Source organism: Bacillus sp. FSL K6-1338 (assembly GCF_038006965.1).
In the GTDB taxonomy this organism is placed as follows: domain Bacteria; phylum Bacillota; class Bacilli; order Bacillales; family Bacillaceae_G; genus Bacillus_A; species Bacillus_A thuringiensis_S.
Genome location: NZ_JBBOWI010000001.1, coordinates 4,255,877 through 4,275,340, shown reverse-complemented (window position 1 = coordinate 4,275,340; position 19,464 = coordinate 4,255,877). Strand labels below are relative to the sequence as shown.

Here is a 19,464-nt window from a genome sequence, read left to right as displayed (position 1 = left end):
AATTTTGAAAACGTTATATGTGAATTACGCTGGATCGGAAAAGCGCGTTGCAATTGAAGAGAAGAAAAAAATTGTTGAGTTTTTATGGAAACGTAATGAAGAGCAAGAGATTGTTGGGCATATTTATGCCGGACGTATCGTAAGAACAATCGCTGGAATGAACGCAGCATTTGTAAACATCGGTTTAGAAAAACATGCGTATCTTTCATACGATGATGTACCATCTTGTTATCGTATACATGAAGGGCAAGCGATTCTCGTACAAGTTGTAAAAGAGGCAATTGATACGAAAGGGCCTAAATTGACAGCGAATATAGAATTTACCGGGAAATATGTCGTTTATATGCCGTTTGATGAGATGCGCGCTGTTTCTCGGAAAATAAAAAATAATAAAAAAAGACAACAGTTACTCCAAATTGAGGTAGAAGGAACAGGGGGTTACATTTTCCGCTCTGCTTCTGAAAAAGGAGCGATTGAAGAAATACAAGCTGAAATGCAAATGTTACAGCAGTTATATGAAGAGCTAAAAAGAAAAGAGGGCCAAGGAAAGGCGCCGTTATTACTTCATCGACCGGCCACCTTTTTAGATCGTGTATTCCAAGAGAATCCGATTGAAACAATTGAAAAAGTAGTTGTAGATACAAGAAGTATAGTAAAAGAATTAGAGGGAAAGATTGGAAAAGAAAAAGTATCTTTTTATAATGAAAAATCTTCAATGTTTAACCATTTTGGAATAGAGCGTGAAATCGAGAAAGCACTTCAAAAAATTGTATGGCTCCCGAATGGTGCTTATTTAATTGTGGAACAAATGGAGACGATGACTGTAATTGATGTGAATACGGGCAAGTTTACTGGAAAACAGAATTTACAAGATACAGTCCTTCGTACAAATGAAGTGGCAGCTGAAGAGATTGCACGTCAATTAAGACTGCGTGATATCGGTGGTATGATATTAATTGATTTTATTAATATGAAAAGAAGAGAAGATAAAGAAATGGTAAGAGAATGTCTCATGGCTGCTATGCAAAATGATCGCACATATACAAGAGTGCTTGGGTTTACAGAGTTAGGGATTTTAGAGATGACACGTAAACGTAAGAAACATTCTTTACGCGACGTATTACTAGAAGAATGTGTACCGTGCAAAGCGACGGGGTATATGATGTCATATGAGACAATTGCGTATGAGTTAGAGAGAGAGCTAATTACATATGGCAATATAGAGGATGAGGCAGTATTAATCGCTGCATCTAAAGACTTGCAAAAACAATTTTTGCAAAAAGAATTACAAAAAAATATTCCATTTGAAATTTATTTCAAAGATGATATGATCGAAAAGTATGCAATTGTCCGTTTTGGAAGTAAAACAGAAATTGTAGAGCGGAAAAAATAGTTAGCAGAACATTTATTGACAACCGTCTATGATTCATGATAACATCTTTATGTTATAGTTTATAGCACCTAAACGGCTATATGCTACAACCGCACAAGACAGGTTCCCTAAAGGCATATATGTCTACCTCGTTTTTGGCGAGTCTTAGTAATTAAGAGGAGGTGCAAGTATGTACGCAATTATCGAAACAGGTGGAAAACAAATTAAAGTTGAAGCTGGTCAAGCAATCTACATTGAAAAATTAGATGTTGAAGCTGGTGAAACTGTTACTTTTGACAAAGTTCTTTTCGTTGGTGGCGAAAACGTTAAAGTTGGTAGCCCAGTTGTAGAAGGTGCAACAGTTACTGCGAAAGTTGAAAAACAAGGTCGCGCTAAGAAAATTATCGTTTTCAAATACAAAGCGAAAAAGAACAATCGTAAGAAACAAGGTCATCGTCAACCTTACACTAAGCTAGTTGTTGAAGCTATCAACGCTTAATCCAGGTTAACATGATTAAAATTACGATAAGTCGCACGAAATTAGGAAGTATCCAATCATTTAAAATGACTGGACATGCCGATTATGCGCCACATGGACAAGACCTTGTCTGTGCTGGAACTACAGCGGTTGTGTTTGGTTCTATAAATGCAGTGGAAGAACTTTGTAATGTGCAGGCAACTATTGAACTCGGAAGTGATGGCGGATTCTTAACGTATGAATTGCCTAATGATTTAGACGTTCATACAGTAGAAAAAGCACAGATACTTTTGGAAGGATTGGTTGTTTCGCTTAAGACGATCGAACTTGATTACGGAAAGTATATCCGTTTAATAGAAAAAGTGCAGGAGGTGTAACGTATGTTAAGATTAGATCTTCAGTTTTTCGCATCTAAGAAAGGTGTAGGTAGTACAAAGAACGGTCGTGACTCTCAGTCAAAACGTCTTGGTGCTAAACGCGCAGATGGTCAAACGGTTTCAGGTGGTTCAATTCTTTACCGTCAACGCGGTACAAAAATTTATCCAGGTGTTAACGTTGGTCGTGGTGGCGATGACACTTTATACGCGAAAGTTGACGGCGTAGTACGCTTTGAGCGTCTTGGCCGTGACCGCAAACAAGTGAGCGTATATCCTGTTGCTCAAGAAGCATAAGAACTCACGGAAAACTCTAACCTGAGTGCAGGTTAGAGTTTTTCTATATTAAGGGGTATCTAAATGAATGAAAAATGGACAATTATAGATGCATTGCGCCATTCAAGACATGATTGGCTCAATCGTATGCAGATGGTGAAAGGAAACCTTTCCCTTGGAAAAGTGGAAGAAATTCATAGTCTCATCGATCGTTTTGTCCAAGAAGCGAGACAAGAATCCAATCTGATGGGGCTATCAATGCCTTTATTTTCAGAGTGGATTTTAACATATAATTGGAAACAGCAGCCGTGCTTATTGGAGTACGAAGTATTAGGGAAATTACATAACTTATCTCACTTAGATGAGACTGTATGTACATGGACGAATCAATTTTTCTCGATGCTTCAGCATAGTTTAGACGTATATGTTGAAAATTATGTTTGTATCACAATTGAATGTGACGCGGATAATGCTCGTTTCTTTTTTGATTTTCGTGGTAAGCTAACGAGTGTAGAAGAACTACAGAATTGGCTTGCGACCCAAAACAATAAATGGTATTCCATTTCTTATACAGTGCGAGACGAAGAAGTCTCAGTTATATTACAACCAATTGAAAAAGTGTGGTGAAATAATGTTTGTAGATCAGGTCAAGATATATGTAAAAGGCGGCGACGGTGGTAACGGTATGGTTGCGTATCGTCGTGAGAAGTATGTTCCTAAAGGTGGCCCAGCAGGTGGCGACGGCGGTAAAGGTGCAGATGTTGTTTTCGTAGTTGAGGAAGGCTTACGTACATTAATGGACTTCCGCTACCAACGTCATTTCAAAGCTGATCGCGGTCAGCACGGAATGAGTAAAGGTCAGCACGGACGTAAATCTGAAGATTTAATCGTAAAGGTTCCACCAGGAACAATAGTAAAAGATGAAAAAACTGGTCAAATTCTTGCCGATTTAGTAACGCATGAACAAACTGCTGTAATCGCAAGAGGTGGCCGTGGTGGCCGTGGTAACTCACGTTTCGCAACAGCTACGAACCCAGCACCAGAAATCGCTGAAAACGGAGAACCAGGTCAAGAACGTGATGTCATTCTAGAACTTAAAGTACTAGCAGATGTTGGACTTGTTGGATTCCCAAGTGTAGGTAAATCTACATTATTATCTGTTGTATCATCAGCACGTCCGAAAATTGCAGAGTATCACTTTACAACAATCGTTCCGAATCTTGGTGTTGTTGAAACTGGTGATAACCGCAGCTTCGTGATGGCTGACCTTCCTGGACTAATTGAAGGCGCACATGCTGGCGTTGGACTTGGACACCAATTCTTACGTCATATCGAGCGTACACGTGTAATTGTACATGTTATTGATATGTCTGGTTTAGAAGGCCGTGAGCCATATGAAGATTATGTTACAATTAATAATGAATTAAAAGAATACAATATGCGTTTAACAGAGCGTCCGCAAGTTGTTGTAGCAAACAAAATGGATATGCCAGATGCAGAAGAGAACTTACAAGCATTTAAAGAGAAAGTGGGAGACGAAGTAAAAATCTTCCCAATTTCAGCTGTAACGAAACAAGGTGTTCGTGATTTACTATTTGAAGTAGCGAACTTATTAGAAACAACACCAGAATTCCCAATGTACGATGTTGTCGAAGAGTCTGAAGCAAGTGTAATGTATAAATTTGATGCTGAAAGTCTTAAATTTGAAATTACACGTGAAAGTGACGGCACATTTGTTATTTCTGGTTACGATATCGAGAAGACATTCAAAATGACAGACTTCTCACGTGATGAATCTATACGTCGTTTCGCTCGCCAAATGCGCGGAATGGGTATTGATGAAGCGCTTCGTGCACGTGGTGCAAAAGACGGAGATATTGTAAAAATTCTTGAATATGAATTTGAATTTATCGATTAAGACTGCCGAAATATGGCAGTCTTTTTTTTATCCCACTATTTGCCCGTAGAACCTCCACTGATTAAAGTATCACTTTATATTGCAATAGTTAGATTATTATAGGGAAAAATCCCCACTAATTAAATTTTCAATTTATAATGGAAAAAGGAGTAAATGTAGAAGAATTCTTTTATGGGGAGAAAAAGAACATGTATAAAATATTAATTGTAGAAGATGATGAGAAAATTGCGGGAATATTAGAGGAGCATTTAGAAAGGTATGGCTATCAATCATTTAGAGCAAGTGATTTACGTCATATAAAAGATGAGTTTGTAAAAATAAATCCTCATCTTGTGTTACTTGATATTAACTTACCGTACTTTGACGGTTTTTATTGGTGTCGTCAAATTCGTACTGTATCGAATGCGCCGATTATTTTTGTTTCTGCAAGAACAGGGGAAATGGATCAAGTGATGGCGATTGAAAATGGCGGCGATGATTATATTACGAAGCCATTCCATTTAGATATCGTAATGGCAAAGGTGAAGAGTGCGCTTCGCCGTGGCTATGGAGAGTATGCCTCTGCTGCTGAGAGTGATTGTTTAGGTGTAAATGGACTGTTGTTATTCCCGTCCCAGCATATCGTTGAGTGGCAGGGACAACAAACTGAACTGACAAAAAATGAGTTTTACTTATTAGAGTGTTTAATGAAACAGGTGAATCAATATGTAACGCGTGAAGAACTGTTAGAAGCTCTATGGGATGAAGTAGCATTTGTGGATGATAATACATTAACCGTAAATGTAAAACGTGTAAGGAAGAAACTAGAAGAGCTAGGCATTAAAAATGCAATTGTAACGAAACGTGGATATGGTTATGCGCTTCTTACGGAGTGGGGCGAAGGGCATGAAGGTTAAAAATTACCTCGTGGATCGCTTTCCTTTAATTCTTTCTTATATTGTTAGCCTTTGTTTATTTGGGCTCGTTTTGCAGTTGCAAAGTCTTTTAGAAAAGAAATCCATTGATTGGAGTACGTGGTTATATGGACTTTTATTAGGAACAGTTGTGTTTACTGTATACCTCATTTACGATTATCGAAAACGGAGTGTGTTTTTAAAGAGGATCGAAAAGTACGTTACTGGCGGAAATACATTACATGACTCTTTACTTATTGATGAATCTTATACATCAGAGCAAGAAATGGTCGTTGAATCTTTTACGTTATTAAGACAGCAATATATGAATGAAATTCATAAACAGCATGCGAAAGAGCAACAGCAAATGATATTTATGAACCAATGGATTCACCAAATGAAAACACCAGTATCTGTTATTGAATTATTGTTGCAGAAGTTTGGCAAAGAGCATCGTGAGGCAAGAGTAACAGTTGAAAGTATCCGTGAAGAAAATAACCGTATACTAAATGGGTTAGATTTAGCGTTACATATGGCAAGACTAGAGCAGTTTGCGAAAGATTATAAGGTAGAAGTAGTAAATGTTATAGATATCGTGCGAGGTATTATTAATGAAAACCGAAAATCCTTCATTCAATCGTCTGTATTCCCGAAAGTGATGTTTGAAGAAGATACTTGTATGGTTGCATCTGATAGAAAATGGCTGAGCATTGCTATAGGTCAAATTGTTGTAAACGCAATCAAGTATACCAAAATTTCAGCGGTAGAGAAAAAAGAAATTCAATTTCAAATTGAAGAGAAAAATCAAAAGGTGTTATTACATATTAAGGACAATGGAATTGGTATTCCAGAGCAAGACGTAAAGCGCATATTTGACCCATTCTTTACGGGAATAAATGGACGTAAAACGAGAGAAGCGACTGGGATGGGCTTATATATTACGAAGGAAATTTGCGATAATTTACATCATGGAATGTATGTTCAATCGGCTGAAGGAGAAGGGACAACATTCACGTTCCAATTTGCAAAAGATGAAGAATATCATACATTGATGAGAAAAATGACAAAACTGTAAGATAACAAAACGTTTTGTAAGGGAAATCACTCGTTTCTTTTTCTTATTTTTCTTATAGTAAATGTAAGAAGAAAACACATAGGGGGATTAGAAATGAGTGTTCTTGAAGTAAAAGGATTAACGAAGGTGTACCAATCAAAAGGTTCAGTAGCGACGACTGCTTTAAACGATATAAATTTTAAAATAGAAGAAGGCGAATTTGTAGGGATTATGGGTCCTTCGGGAAGCGGGAAAACAACGCTTTTAAATTTATTGGCGACAATTGATAAGCAAACTTCAGGTCATGTGCTTGTAAATGGGGAAGAAATTAATCAAATGCGTGCTGCAAAATTAGCGGAGTTTCGCCGTACACATTTAGGGTTCATCTTCCAAGATTTTAACTTACTTGATACGTTATCTATTAAAGAAAACATTATTTTACCACTTGTAATGGCGAAGAAATCTGTAAATGAAATCGATGCGAAAGTACTGGAAATTGCGAAGTTTTTAAACATCGAAGAAATTTTAAATAAAAAAGTATACGAAGTATCAGGCGGACAACAGCAACGTGCAGCAGCTGCGAGAGCGATTATTCATGAGCCTACGTTAATTTTAGCAGATGAGCCGACTGGAAACTTAGATTCGAAGTCAGCAAAATCATTAATGAGCGCGTTGCAAGACTTACATGAACAAAAGAAAGTGACAATTGCAATGGTAACGCATGATCCAGTAGCAGCGAGTTATTGCGAACGTATTCTATTCATTCGCGACGGAGAAATTTTCTCAGAAATACATAAAGGAAGAACGAAACAAGCCTTTTTCCAAGAAATTCTGGACGTACTTGCGATGCTAGGAGGAGAATATCATGAACTTTCGCCAGCTCGCGCTTAATAACGTAAAAGGGAATTGGCGTAACTATAAAGCGTTTCTTATAAGTAGTTGTTTATCGATTGTCGTATTTTTCATGTATGCTTCTTTTATTTATCATCCAGATGTCGTAAGCGGTAATATTAGTATGAGAAAGATGATTACAAAAGGATTAGAATCGATGAATTATATTGTGGTCATCTTCTCGGCACTCTTTATTTTATATGCAAATTCAACGTTTTTACGAGCAAGAAAAAAAGAGTTTGGTCTACTAACATTAATAGGCGGAACGAAATCGCAGCTCGGCCGAATGATTATATTAGAACAACTGATGTTAGGTGGTATTGCAATTGTAGTTGGTATTGGGGTTGGAATGCTTTGTTCAAAATTATTTTTCCAAGCGTTAAGCGTATTATTGAAAATAGATAAGACACTTCCACTCGTTTGGAATAGTAAAGCAGTTCTTATTACAGCTGGTGTATACTTTATTCTATTTTTAATCCTATCATTATTTAGTGTTTGGACAGTAGGACGCTTGCAAATTATTGATTTATTAAGAGAAGCAAGAAAGCAAAAAGTAGAGCCGTTTGCATTTACATGGTTAAGTGTAGTTGGTATAGGATGTATTATTGCTGCATATGTACTTAGCTTCCAAGTAACGTTTCTGAATTTCATCATCCTCTTTTTACCGGTGGTAGGACTGACAATTGGCGGAACGTATTTACTATTTACACAAGGTAGTACAGTTGTATTAAAAGCATTACAAAAAAGAAAGCAATCTTTCTATACGTATCCAAATATGTTTGTTCTTAGCAACCTTATTTATAAAATGAAAGATAATGCTCGTTTTCTATTTGTAATTTCTATTATTACGGCGATTGTATCCTCGGCAGTTGGCACGCTTTACGTATATTTTGAAAATTTGAGTGCGAAAACGGTAGAACTTACACCACATGCTATCTCATATGAGGAAAAGGGGTTAAATACATATAGCCTTATTAATGAAGAAAAGGTACAGGAGCTTGTGAAGAGACACGGGTTTGAAGATGCGCGAAAAGTAACATACATAAAACTACCAGCAACACAGAAAATAACGTTGTTTAATAGTGAACATGAAGTACCGATGACGATTATTTCAGAAAAAGAATATAATGCGGAAGTGCGTAAACAAAAGAGAGAGCAACCTTCAGAAATTCATAATGCAATGGGTAGTGCAACGATGGTTATGGTTGATATGTCAAATGAACTGATGAAGATAGATCGTACGAAACCGTATGAATTTACAATTAACGGACAAAAGCAGTCTGTTCAATTAAATGCCCCAACGCAGTATTCTGTTTTTAATGATAGTGAATATCTCGTTGTAAATGATCAAGATTTTGAGAAATATGCAAAACTCGTACCAGATGAAGAAAAGAGGAAATATTACGGTTATTATATTGAGGATTGGAAAAGTACAGAAGATCTTGTATTAGATTTGAAAAATGAAATTGCACCAGAAAAGCAAGGAGAATTGAGAAATTCAGTGTTTGCGTATAAGGATATAAGAGAAGGTGGAGCAATTACAATGTTCATCGGTTTCTTCGTAGCAGTACTGTTCTTCTTCTTCGCTTGTAGTATGACATACTTTAAATGGTTTAACGATAAAGAACAAGATCGTATTCAATTTAAATCGTTAAAGAGAATCGGTATGACAGATAAAGAAATTCGCAAAATTGCGATTCGACAAATGGGAGTTATCTTCTTTATCCCAATTTTAATCGGTTCCATTCATAGTGGAGTTGCTCTTCATACGTTAGGGAAAATGCTTTATATTGATTTGTGGAAATCAGGTGCGCTTGTAATTGGAGCATACATTTTAGCTTCTGCCATTTACTTTATGATCGCGCAAAGAGGATATTTAAAACACGTAAAAAGCTAGGGGAATCTCTAGCTTTTTGCCTATGTAGTAAGTTACAGGAGGACGATAGATGAACATTCGGCAACTAGCGCTGCAAAATATAAAAGGAAATTGGCGTAATTATAAAGTGTTTTTCTTAAGTAGTTGTTTTGCAATATTTGCTTCTTACGCATATATGTCTGTCATTGTGCATCCATATATGCAAGAGACGATGTGGTATCAAAACGTACGCTGGGGACTTATCATATGTAATGTTATAATCATTTCTTTTTTCGTCATATTTATTTTGTACTCTACTTCTATTTTCATAGAAGCACGTAAGAAAGAATTAGGGTTATATATGTTAATGGGAGCAACGAAGTCTAACGTAATAGGAGTGATTATGACCGAGCAAATTTTAATTGGGGTCTTCGCGAATATTTTCGGTATTGGGCTTGGTATGATATTTTTAAAACTCTTTTTTATGGTATTTAGTATGTTACTGGGGCTTCCGAAAGAACTGCCTGTCATATTTGACGTAAGGGCGATTGGTGTAACATTTATTACATATATAGTCGTTTTTATTCTATTATCTTTTATAAGTGCTTTACGTATATGGAATATAAAAATCATTCGGTTATTGAAAGAATTTCGAACAGATAAAAAAGAGAAGAAAACATCAAAGTGGCTCTGTTTATTCGGTTTTGCTTGTTTAGTGGGCGGGTATGCGTTGGCGCTACAAGTGACGATGGCTACGATAGCGATATACTTTTTCCCTGTGTCTATACTTGTCTTTTTTGGAACGTACTTTTCTTACGCGCATGGTGCTACCCAAGTGTTAGAAATGATAAAGCGAAATAAAAAGATTATGTATACATATCCGTATTTATTTATAGTGAATCAATTGTCACATCGAATGAAGGAAAATGGTCGCTTTTTCTTTCTGATGTCTATGGCAACGACGTTTGTAGTTACAGCAACAGGTACGGTGTTCTTATATTTTTCTAGCATGCAAGATATGTGGCGAACTGGAGGGATACACTCGTTTTCGTACATAGAAAAAGGTATTTCTACTCATGAAGTCTTTGAAGAAGGTGCGGTTGAAAAATTACTGCATCAATATGAGTATGATGATTTTCAATATATGAGTTTTATTGGAGTGTATGCATCCTTTCAGTCTAATAAGGGAGAAACAACAATAGCACCGCTTATAAAAGAAAGTGAATATAACCAAGAAGCGAGGAAACAAAAACAGAAAACGTATCGTCCTAAAAAAGGTACAGTGACACTCGTTTATTATAATAAATACAATAATTCGAATGTATATAATCAAAAAGAGATTCAATTGCGAGTAATGAATCAACCATATCAATTCGTATTTAACGGTCAGAAAGAAGGTGTTCAATTTAACCATCATCCCTCGTACATTAATGGTCTGTTCTTCGTTATGAATGATGAAGATTTTGACAGTATAGCAAATCAGGTTCCTGATTCTGAAAAAATGATATATAGAGGCTACACATTACCAAATATCGAAAAGACGAAGAAATTAAATGAAGATTTACGGAAACATATGAAACAAGATAATAATGCATTTCGAAGCAATATGGAGTTATATGTAAATATGAAAGAAGGCGGCGATATTACTCTATTTGTAGGCTCATTTATTAGTATATTATTTTTTCTTACTTCATGTAGTATCGTGTATTTTAAATGGTTCCATAATATTGCATCGGACCGAAAGCAGTATGGTGCACTCTCTAAACTTGGAATGACGAAGGAAGAAGTATGGAAAATTTCTCGTTGGCAATTATGTATGCTATTTTTTGCGCCAATTATAGTAGGGAGTATGCATAGTGCAGTTGCGTTATATACGTTTCATAATACGCTTTTTATGGATGGATCATTAAGAAAAGTAGGTTTGTTCATTCTGTTTTATATCGCAGCATGTATCATTTATTTCTTCTTCGCTCAAAGAGAATATAAGAAACATTTAGACTAGCGAAAGCTAGTCTTTTTTTAATATTCGAAATTTGCATAGAAGAATATAAAAAAGTATGGTATAACAGTAAGAAAACGAAAAAGAGGGGAAAAGACGATGATTCGAGTAGGATATTTAGGACCAGAAGCAACATTTACAAATATGGCGGTGAGTCGTTTTTTTCCGGAAGCAGAGCATGTACCGTATCGAACGATTCCAGATTGTATAGATGCAGCTGCAAATGAAAATGTAGACTTCGCAGTTGTACCGTTAGAAAATGCAATAGAAGGTTCAGTGAATATAACGGTTGATTACCTTGTACATGAGCAGCCGCTTTCCATTGTAGGAGAAATTACAGTACCAATTCAGCAGCATTTACTTGTACATCCGCAGTATGCAGAAGTGTGGGATGAAGTATATGCGGTGCATTCTCATCCGCATGCCATTGCACAGTGCCATAAATTTTTAAATGAAGAATTAAAAGGAGTAACTGTTCGAGATATGACATCCACAAGTGCCGCTGCGCAATATGTGAAAGAACATCCTGAAGAGAAAATTGCCGCTATTGCAAATGAAGCAGCTGCAGAAAAATATGGATTAACAATTGTGAGGCGTAGCATTCATACGCATAAAAATAATCACACACGTTTCCTAGTACTCCATAAGAAAAAGAAAGCAGTACTCCCGAATAACGGAGAGAACCGCGGAGAGAAAACGACGCTTATGATAACGTTACCTGCAGATTATGCAGGTGCCCTATATCAAGTGTTATCAGCTTTCGCATGGAGAAAATTAAACTTATCAAAAATCGAATCGCGTCCGATGAAAACAGGTCTTGGAAATTACTTTTTCTTAATCGATGTCGATAAAGCGTATGATGACGTATTATTGCCAGGCGTAACTATGGAACTTGAAGCACTCGGTTTTTCTGTTACTGTGCTGGGGAGTTATTCTTCTTATTGGTTGTAAAGGGAGCTGTTGTTAAACTTGTTTGAAATGAAAAGTTGTTTATCGGTTTGAGGCAGAGTAAGCTATCGATTCTATTGGAGTAAGTGATGTAATTAAGCTAGCAAAATAAAGAAGCCGTCCTAAAAGATATTTTAGGACGGCTTTCTGTTAGGAATAGGTCACTCTTTTGTCGTGTTTTTAGTACGCATCATTACAACTATTATAATAATAGGATTCATCATTGTTCGAATTACCGCAGCAAATACAATTCGTTTGTTGTATTAATAGATTAAGTGTAGATGGAGCTACAGTATCTGAGAAAGTAATACTCAAAACATCTTCTACTAAAAATGTTTTAATATCTCCTGGTGTTAAGGTAAATGTAAGTGGAGAGCGATGGTTTAATCTTGCAATTGTTAATCTAATCGTTGTTGCAAATGCAGGACTGAAACTAAATTTAATAAGTGTCTTATTATGATTTTTAGTGAAGTTTTCAAATACAGTTCGAGGAATTCCAGTTGTTATATCAAGATCTTGAGGGGTATCTTCCGTACCGAAAATAGTATAGTTCTGTATAAAACAGTTAGTTGAATCTGAATTTGAAGAATTACATGGATGATCATTTTTCTTATAATATTTTTTTCCATTTTTTAAGAAGTAATCTGCCATAACTAATCACTCCCTTCATATATAAGGGTTAAAGGTTGTCCATATATAATATGAAATATATTTTTATATGTTTGGACGTGAAGGAAGAGAAAATAAAAATACTCCCATTAGATAAACAGATTTTTATTTTTTATCTGTCTACCTAATGGGGAGCATATCAGAACTTAATACTGTTTTACCTGGTGGGATTCTTTATTTTAACTTCACAAGACGCTCTTCTAACTGACCACGCCAAATATCAGCTAGTTCTGGAACAGCAAGAATTTTTTCTATGCCATCTTTATCTTTTCTATTATGAAAATAGATTTCGTTAGAGAACAACACAGAAATATTGCTCGGTTGACGTTCTAGTAATGTAATTTTAGAATCTTTACGTACAGTACCTTCTTGAAGAACACGGCATAGGTAGCCAGTAAATCCAGTTGCTACAATGCGCGGCAAAATGCCAGGAATACCGAGGCGTTTTGAAATAGTGCTACAAGGTACTCTTGCTTGTGTCACTTGAATGATTGCTTCACCTAGTTGATATGTATCTCCGATGCAAACATCACGCTCTAACATATTTGTTACGGTAATGTTTTCGCCAAATGTGGAAGCTGGAAGCGTAGTTTGAAATTCCTCTTCCCATAGTGCGTAATGCTCGTGTGGGTATACACAAACAGCTCGATCAGGACCGCCATGATGTTTTAAATCTGCTACGTCATCGCCGAGGAATCCATCTTTTGAGAGGAAAGCTTCTTCTGTAAGTTCCTTACATATACCAGTAATCATTTCTTTATCTTCGCTATATTTCATTTGTTTCGGTTTGCCAATGCTAAAGTGAACGAGTTTAATTCCCATAAGTGATCTCCTTTACGATTGATTACAATATTATAGCATTAAAAAAGCACAGAGAATTATAAAAACTCTGTGCTTTACATTAATAAACGAGAAATCCTGCTTTATCCAGTGCCTTGCAAGCAGCATCTAACTTTTCTTTAGAATCGGCCTCAATTGTATGTAAGTGAATACCATCTGTTAGTTGCGAAAGGTAAGAAGCATTTGTGTTTTCTATTTTTTGTAAATATTGTTCTACATCAAAGCGATTACTTACCATAATAGATGCTGTTAAATCGCCGTATACAGGATGCTCAACTTTTACGTCTTTAATCGTAACACCGTGATCAACAAGCATTGTAAGTTCTTGACGTACTTCTGCTGGTTTGTGCTGGCATACGATTACGCGTTCAAAAGCTTGTTGTTTCTCTTGTGGCTTTAAATATAAATAGCCTTGAGCAGTCGCAATAATTGGTTCGTTTCGTGCTTTAAGTAAGGAAATATCTTGCACGATAACTTGCCTACTTACGTTTGTCTTCTTCGATAGTTCATTTCCAGATAACGGCTCATTTGCAGCGAGAAGCCACTGGAGGATAAGCTGTCGTCTTTCTTCACCTAAAATCTTTTTTTGTTCATTTTGTTTCATTATGATTTAACACCTCTATAAAATTGATTTCCAATTGTGTGTAGTGCATGAATAGTAGTATCAATTTGATCTTTCGTTGTTTGTTGTCCGAAAGAGAAGCGGACATATTGTTTGGCCTCTTCATACGTTTTTCCAATTGCAAGCATGGTTTTCGAAGGTTCTTGTTTACCGACTTGGCAAGCACTTCCGGTGGAAATGGCAATACCATGACGATTACATTCTAGCATAGTATATTGACCTTCTATTCCTTTTATTGTAACCCCAACAATATGTGGTAAACAAGAAGTAGAATGACCTTCTACTTCAATTTCTAGCGGAAGTGTTTGTATTTGCTCTAAAAAGTAGGATCGTAACTCTTTAAAACGTAAACTTTCTTCCCATTGAGTTTTTAATATATTTTCAGCAGCTGTTAAAAAAGATGCGATGCCGGGAACGTTAACTGTACCTGGGCGAAATCCTTTTTCGTGAGAAGTTCCTGGAAATACTTGTTCCCAGCGAGATTGCGGATTTATGTAGCAAGCGCCGACACCTTTTGGTCCGTATATTTTATGTGCTGAAACAGAAAGACTATCAATCCCCATCTCAAAAACATGGATAGGCAGTTTACCAAACGTTTGCACACAATCCGTATGAAATAAAACATTATATTTTTTCAAAATTGCCCCGATTTCTGTAATGTTTTGAACGGTTCCGATTTCAGAGTTTCCATGCTGTATACTTGCTAGCACAGTATCTTCTGTAATAGATGCCTCTAAATCTACTAAACAAATGAGTCCGCTTTTATCAACAGGAATTTCAGTGATCGTATAGCCTTTTGATTTTAGAGATTGAAAATAACTTCGAATGGATGCATGTTCCATAGGTGTCGTAATAATATGCTTCTTATTTCGGGCATTTAGAAGTGATTGGATTGCAAGATAGTTTGATTCTGAGCCACCGCTTGTGAAGAATACTCCTTGTTCTTTTCCACCAATCATTTCCGCGAATGTTTTTCGGCAAACTTGTAATAAAGAAGAAGCCGTTCCTCCAATGTCATGTAAACTTTGTTCATTTCCGAAGTATTGAGAAGCTGCTTTCATATATGTTTGTAACGCTTCCTCGCTCATAGGTGTAGTAGCTGCATAGTCAAGATATATCATCATGTAAGTTCCTCTCTCTAGTAAGAGTTACATTTCTTTTACTTTTTAAATGGTAGTGAAAATAAGAATTATAAAAAAACTCTTGTCATTATTTTAAAACTATGTAAATATAGGTGTCAAGACAGTTGAAAAGTGTAAAGTAGGAGGCAACAATTATGCCAAGTGCAGATGTCTTAATTATTGGAAGTGGCGTTGCGGCACTTCGTGTTGCAAAAGAGATTTGTCACGAAAAGAATGTGATTATTATCACAAAGGAGACGAAACGTAATAATAATACACATTTAGCTCAAGGTGGAATTGCCGCAGCGGTAGCTACATATGACAATCCTAATGATCATTTTGAAGATACGTTAGTAGCAGGGTGTCATTATAATAATGAAGAAGTGGTCCGTTATTTAGTCGAGGAAGGGCCGAAAGAAATTAATAACCTTATTGAAAGAGGAATGAAATTTGATGGAGATGAAACAGGTCCTCATCTTGGAAAAGAAGGAGCGCATCGAAAACGTCGTATTTTACATGCAGGTGGCGATGCAACAGGAAAGAATTTATTAGAGCATCTTATTCAAGAAGTAGCTCCATACGTTACGGTAGTGGAACAGGAAATGGTGCTCGATTTTATTATAGAAAAAGATAAATGTGTTGGGGCTTTAACTCGTAACAATAAAGGAGAACTGAAACGTTACAATGCAGATTATACGGTGTTAGCTTCAGGCGGTATTGGCGGTTTATACGCCTTTACTTCTAATGATGAGACAATTACAGGCGATGGACTTGCAATGGTGTACCGTGCAGGCGGAGAGCTTGTAGATTTAGAGTTTATACAATTTCATCCGACGATGTTATACGCGGGTGGGCGTTGTTCCGGCCTCGTGTCCGAAGCTGTTCGCGGAGAAGGAGCTGTTCTTATAAATGGAAAAGGGCAGCGTTTTATGATGGATATACATTCCGAACAGGATCTAGCGCCTCGTGATGTAGTCGCAAGGGCTATTCATGAACAGCTACTTGTGGGTGAAAAAGTGTACTTAAACATCGAAATGATTCAAAACTTTGAACAACGCTTTCCGACCGTGTCATCGATATGTAAAACAAATGGAGTCGATATAAATAAAAAACTTATTCCAGTCGTGCCCGGTACTCATTTTCACATGGGCGGCGTGAAAACGAACTGTGATGGAGAGACGTCTATTCCGAACCTATACGCAGTCGGTGAAGTAGCTTGTAATGGGGTTCATGGTGCAAATAGATTAGCGAGTAATTCATTATTAGAAGGTCTTGTGTTTGGAAAAAGAATCGGACGACACATTTTATCTAGAGAGACAAAAGAAAAGGTGAGCATGCTAGCCGAAAAGGAAGCGAAGTTTATCGTTCTGAATCATTTACCGACGAAAGAAGAAATACAAAAATGCATGATGAAATATGTTGGGATTGTGCGAACAGAGCAAAGTTTATCTTATGCGAAGAGATGGCTTAGTAAGTACGGTGTTCGAAATATGATATTACAACATGATGTTCTTACGAATGAAGAGATAACACTTATTAATATGTTAACGGTTTGTGAGCTTATAGTTGTGTCAGCTCTGCAAAGAGAAGAAAGTATTGGTGGGCATTACCGGAGTGATTATCCAGATAGAAATGTAGGAAAGAAAGAGATTGTTCGAGTAAAGAGAAAACTACAACTTGTGTGATGAGGGGAAGAGGGGCTTTATGAACACGATAAAAGTGAAAGAAGCATTAAATCGATTTTTTTTAGAAGATATAGGAGAAAGAGATGTAACATCTCAGCTTATTTTTCCAGATAACTTGCTTTCAAAAGGAACGTTTCTTTCGAAGGATACAGGGGTCTTTGCAGGACGTTTAGTAATTGAATCGGGATTTAAATTAATAGATGAGAGAATTGAAGTAGAGCTTCATAAAAAAGATGGGGATCTTGTAGAAAAAGGCGAAATCATTGCAACTGTGCAAGGTCCAATTGCATCGTTATTAACAGCAGAGCGCGTTATATTAAATGTTATCCAGCGTATGAGCGGAATAGCGACGATGACGCGTAAAGCGGTTCTTGCTTTAGATAGCAGCCATACACGTATTTGTGATACGCGAAAAACAATGCCGGGGCTACGTATGTTTGATAAGTATGCAGTCGTGTGCGGAGGAGGATTTAATCACCGTTTCGGTTTATATGATGGTGTCATGATCAAAGACAATCATATTGCCTTTGCGGGTTCTATTACGAAAGCTGTTACATCGCTGAAAGAAAAATTAGGACATATGGTGAAAGTAGAAGTGGAAACAGAAACGGAGGAGCAAGTGAGAGAGGCTGTAGCGGCTGGTGCGGATATTATTATGTTTGATAACCGTACGCCAGATGAGATTAGAGAGTTTTCAAAGATTGTACCAAGTGCCATCGTTACGGAAGCATCAGGAGGCATTACAATTGAAGATTTATCGAAATACGGAAAAACAGGGGTAGATTATATTTCACTTGGAGCGTTAACACATTCAGTGAAAGCACTTGATATTAGTTTCAATATTGAAGGATAAGGAAAGTGGCTTAGAGGGGGGAGAAAGGAATATGAGTATTTTAGAAAAAGTGCAACCAATTGAAACGATGTTACCGGAGCGTTATCACAAGATGTCAAAAGAAGATATGGAAAAGCGTGTTCATGAAATTAAAGAAAAAATGGGAAAAATGTTATTCATTCCAGGACATCATTACCAAAAAGATGAAGTGGTACAATTTTCAGATGCAGCAGGGGATTCACTTCAGCTTGCGCAAGTTGCAGCGAGCAATAAAGACGCAAAGTATATTGTGTTTTGCGGGGTGCACTTTATGGCGGAAACAGCAGATATGTTAACGACAGATGATCAAATCGTTATTTTGCCAGATATGCGTGCAGGATGTTCGATGGCAGATATGGCAGATATTGAACAAACAGAAAGAGCGTGGAAAGAGCTCACGAAATTATTTGGAGATACGATGATTCCGTTAACGTATGTGAACTCTACAGCTGCAATTAAAGCGTTTTGTGGTCGTAACGGAGGAGCAACAGTAACTTCTTCTAATGCAAAGCAAATGGTATCTTGGGCGTTTACTCAAAAAGAACGTCTCGTCTTTTTACCGGATCAACATTTAGGAAGAAATACAGCGTACGACTTAGGTATCCCGTTAGATAAAATGGCAGTATGGGATCCGCATACTGATTCTTTAGAGTACGATGGAGATATAGAAGAAATTCAAGTGATTTTATGGAAAGGTCATTGTTCAGTTCATCAAAACTTTACAGTGAAAAACATAGAGAATGTACGAAAAAATCATCCGGATATGAATATTATTGTACATCCAGAATGTTGCTATGAAGTTGTAGCTGCTTCAGATTATGCAGGGTCAACGAAATATATTATTGATATGATTGAATCAGCGCCATCTGGTAGCAAATGGGCGATTGGTACAGAAATGAATTTAGTGAATCGAATTATTCAGCAACATCCAGATAAAGAAATTGTTTCGCTTAATCCATTTATGTGTCCATGTTTAACGATGAACCGAATTGATCTGCCTCACTTATTATGGGCACTTGAAACGATAGAAAGAGGAGAAGAAATTAATGTTATTAGTGTAGATAAACAAGTAACGGCAGAAGCGGTTCTTGCATTAAATCGTATGTTAGAGCGTGTGTAAAGCAACGGTATTCCCGTTGCTTTTTTTCATGCACATAATCATAACGAGAACGAAATGGGCATACATTGTTGTGAAGAAATCATTGCGATTTTTTTATGCTTATTCCACTTCAAATGATATTGAAAATCGAAGAAGTGATGAAAGTGAAAAGAAGTTAACGTTATTTAGAAAGAGTTACTTCATGAGATTTGTTACTTATAGATAAGTTATACAGGAGGGGGAAAATTTGAAAATTCATATCGTGCAAAAAGGGGATACCCTTTGGAAAATTGCGAAAAAGTACGGAGTGGATTTTGATACGCTGAAACAAACAAATACACAACTTAGTAATCCTGATCTAATCATGCCAGGTATGAAAATTAAAGTGCCATCAAAGAGTGTTCATATGAAACAACAGGCTGGAGCAGGCTCAGCGCCTCCAAAGCAATACGTAAAAGAAGTGCAGCAAAAAGAATTTGCAGCAACACCAACTCCGCTT

20 protein-coding genes, 1 pseudogene and 1 other annotated feature are annotated in these 19,464 nt (G+C 36.7%); of the genes and pseudogenes, 17 read left to right on the top strand and 4 right to left on the bottom strand.

Going from position 1 to position 19,464, the window contains the following annotated elements; translation table 11 throughout:
- Nucleotides 1–4 precede the first annotated feature (4 nt).
- The 12 genes from NZ044_RS21905 (at nucleotide 5) to pheA (ending at nucleotide 12,061) form a co-directional block, all read left to right on the top strand.
- The gene (locus NZ044_RS21905) at nucleotides 5–1,393 is read left to right on the top strand and encodes an Rne/Rng family ribonuclease (RefSeq protein ID WP_098506711.1); all 1,389 of its coding nucleotides are present in this window, start codon (nucleotides 5–7) and stop codon (nucleotides 1,391–1,393) included.
- 77 nt (nucleotides 1,394–1,470) lie between these two features.
- Nucleotides 1,471–1,548, top strand: a sequence feature (ribosomal protein L21 leader region).
- 14 nt (nucleotides 1,549–1,562) lie between these two features.
- Nucleotides 1,563–1,871, top strand: coding sequence for a 50S ribosomal protein L21 (gene rplU, locus NZ044_RS21900; RefSeq protein WP_000270907.1), 309 nt, complete (start codon nucleotides 1,563–1,565; stop codon nucleotides 1,869–1,871).
- 11 nt (nucleotides 1,872–1,882) lie between these two features.
- A complete protein-coding gene (locus tag NZ044_RS21895; RefSeq protein WP_002082112.1) occupies nucleotides 1,883–2,227 on the top strand; it encodes a ribosomal-processing cysteine protease Prp in 345 nt (114 codons plus the stop codon).
- A 3-nt stretch (nucleotides 2,228–2,230) separates the two neighbouring features.
- Nucleotides 2,231–2,521: a 50S ribosomal protein L27 gene (gene rpmA / locus NZ044_RS21890; protein ID WP_000944957.1), complete on the top strand. Its 291-nt coding sequence runs from the start codon at nucleotides 2,231–2,233 to the stop codon at nucleotides 2,519–2,521.
- A gap of 63 nt (nucleotides 2,522–2,584) precedes the next feature.
- A complete protein-coding gene (locus NZ044_RS21885) occupies nucleotides 2,585–3,127 on the top strand; it encodes a sporulation initiation phosphotransferase B (RefSeq protein ID WP_001003585.1) in 543 nt (180 codons plus the stop codon).
- A gap of 4 nt (nucleotides 3,128–3,131) precedes the next feature.
- Nucleotides 3,132–4,418, top strand: a complete 1,287-nt coding sequence (gene obgE / locus NZ044_RS21880; protein WP_000497121.1) for a GTPase ObgE — start codon at nucleotides 3,132–3,134, stop codon at nucleotides 4,416–4,418.
- Nucleotides 4,419–4,606: 188 nt separating this feature from the next.
- The gene (locus tag NZ044_RS21875) at nucleotides 4,607–5,314 is read left to right on the top strand and encodes a response regulator transcription factor (RefSeq protein ID WP_002082113.1); all 708 of its coding nucleotides are present in this window, start codon (nucleotides 4,607–4,609) and stop codon (nucleotides 5,312–5,314) included.
- Nucleotides 5,304–6,386, top strand: coding sequence for a HAMP domain-containing histidine kinase (locus tag NZ044_RS21870; protein ID WP_000865417.1), 1,083 nt, complete (start codon nucleotides 5,304–5,306; stop codon nucleotides 6,384–6,386). The genes NZ044_RS21875 and NZ044_RS21870 overlap by 11 nt, the downstream gene beginning before the upstream one ends.
- A gap of 93 nt (nucleotides 6,387–6,479) precedes the next feature.
- A complete protein-coding gene (locus NZ044_RS21865; protein ID WP_000114530.1) occupies nucleotides 6,480–7,256 on the top strand; it encodes an ABC transporter ATP-binding protein in 777 nt (258 codons plus the stop codon).
- A complete protein-coding gene (locus tag NZ044_RS21860) occupies nucleotides 7,231–9,153 on the top strand; it encodes an ABC transporter permease (protein WP_001011408.1) in 1,923 nt (640 codons plus the stop codon). The genes NZ044_RS21865 and NZ044_RS21860 overlap by 26 nt, the downstream gene beginning before the upstream one ends.
- Before the next feature lie 49 nt (nucleotides 9,154–9,202).
- On the top strand, nucleotides 9,203–11,113 hold the full coding sequence (locus tag NZ044_RS21855; RefSeq protein WP_340949989.1) for an ABC transporter permease: 1,911 nt from the start codon (nucleotides 9,203–9,205) through the stop codon (nucleotides 11,111–11,113).
- A gap of 96 nt (nucleotides 11,114–11,209) precedes the next feature.
- Entirely contained in the window at nucleotides 11,210–12,061 is an 852-nt protein-coding gene (gene pheA / locus NZ044_RS21850) for a prephenate dehydratase (protein ID WP_000621701.1), read from the top strand.
- Between the two features lie 177 nt (nucleotides 12,062–12,238).
- Here the strand turns inward: pheA and NZ044_RS21845 are convergent, their stop codons facing one another.
- The 4 genes from NZ044_RS21845 to NZ044_RS21830 all read right to left on the bottom strand — a co-directional run bounded on the left by NZ044_RS21845 (nucleotide 12,239) and on the right by NZ044_RS21830 (nucleotide 15,313).
- Nucleotides 12,239–12,709 carry a hypothetical protein gene (locus NZ044_RS21845; protein ID WP_000796366.1) on the bottom strand — a complete coding sequence of 157 codons (471 nt, stop codon included), beginning with the start codon at nucleotides 12,707–12,709 and terminating at the stop codon, nucleotides 12,239–12,241.
- Between the two features lie 192 nt (nucleotides 12,710–12,901).
- Nucleotides 12,902–13,549, bottom strand: coding sequence for an MOSC domain-containing protein (locus NZ044_RS21840; RefSeq protein WP_000511662.1), 648 nt, complete (start codon nucleotides 13,547–13,549; stop codon nucleotides 12,902–12,904).
- A gap of 79 nt (nucleotides 13,550–13,628) precedes the next feature.
- Complete coding sequence (locus NZ044_RS21835; protein ID WP_000812273.1) at nucleotides 13,629–14,171, bottom strand: transcription repressor NadR; 543 nt, start codon at nucleotides 14,169–14,171, stop codon at nucleotides 13,629–13,631.
- The gene (locus tag NZ044_RS21830) at nucleotides 14,171–15,313 is read right to left on the bottom strand and encodes an IscS subfamily cysteine desulfurase (protein WP_000973781.1); all 1,143 of its coding nucleotides are present in this window, start codon (nucleotides 15,311–15,313) and stop codon (nucleotides 14,171–14,173) included. The genes NZ044_RS21835 and NZ044_RS21830 overlap by 1 nt, the downstream gene beginning before the upstream one ends.
- Before the next feature lie 152 nt (nucleotides 15,314–15,465).
- On the opposite strand from NZ044_RS21830, the gene nadB reads away from it, so the two are divergent.
- The 5 genes and pseudogenes from nadB to safA form a co-directional block, all read left to right on the top strand.
- Nucleotides 15,466–16,995, top strand: a complete 1,530-nt coding sequence (gene nadB / locus NZ044_RS21825; protein ID WP_001138543.1) for an L-aspartate oxidase — start codon at nucleotides 15,466–15,468, stop codon at nucleotides 16,993–16,995.
- 19 nt (nucleotides 16,996–17,014) lie between these two features.
- On the top strand, nucleotides 17,015–17,848 hold the full coding sequence (gene nadC, locus NZ044_RS21820) for a carboxylating nicotinate-nucleotide diphosphorylase (RefSeq protein WP_001092241.1): 834 nt from the start codon (nucleotides 17,015–17,017) through the stop codon (nucleotides 17,846–17,848).
- A gap of 31 nt (nucleotides 17,849–17,879) precedes the next feature.
- Entirely contained in the window at nucleotides 17,880–18,986 is a 1,107-nt protein-coding gene (gene nadA / locus NZ044_RS21815; RefSeq protein WP_000025283.1) for a quinolinate synthase NadA, read from the top strand.
- Between the two features lie 28 nt (nucleotides 18,987–19,014).
- Complete coding sequence (locus NZ044_RS21810; protein ID WP_153578016.1) at nucleotides 19,015–19,191, top strand: hypothetical protein; 177 nt, start codon at nucleotides 19,015–19,017, stop codon at nucleotides 19,189–19,191.
- 21 nt (nucleotides 19,192–19,212) lie between these two features.
- A pseudogene (gene safA / locus NZ044_RS30880) lies at nucleotides 19,213–19,369 on the top strand (SafA/ExsA family spore coat assembly protein); the annotation flags it as partial.
- Nucleotides 19,370–19,464: the final 95 nt, after the last annotated feature.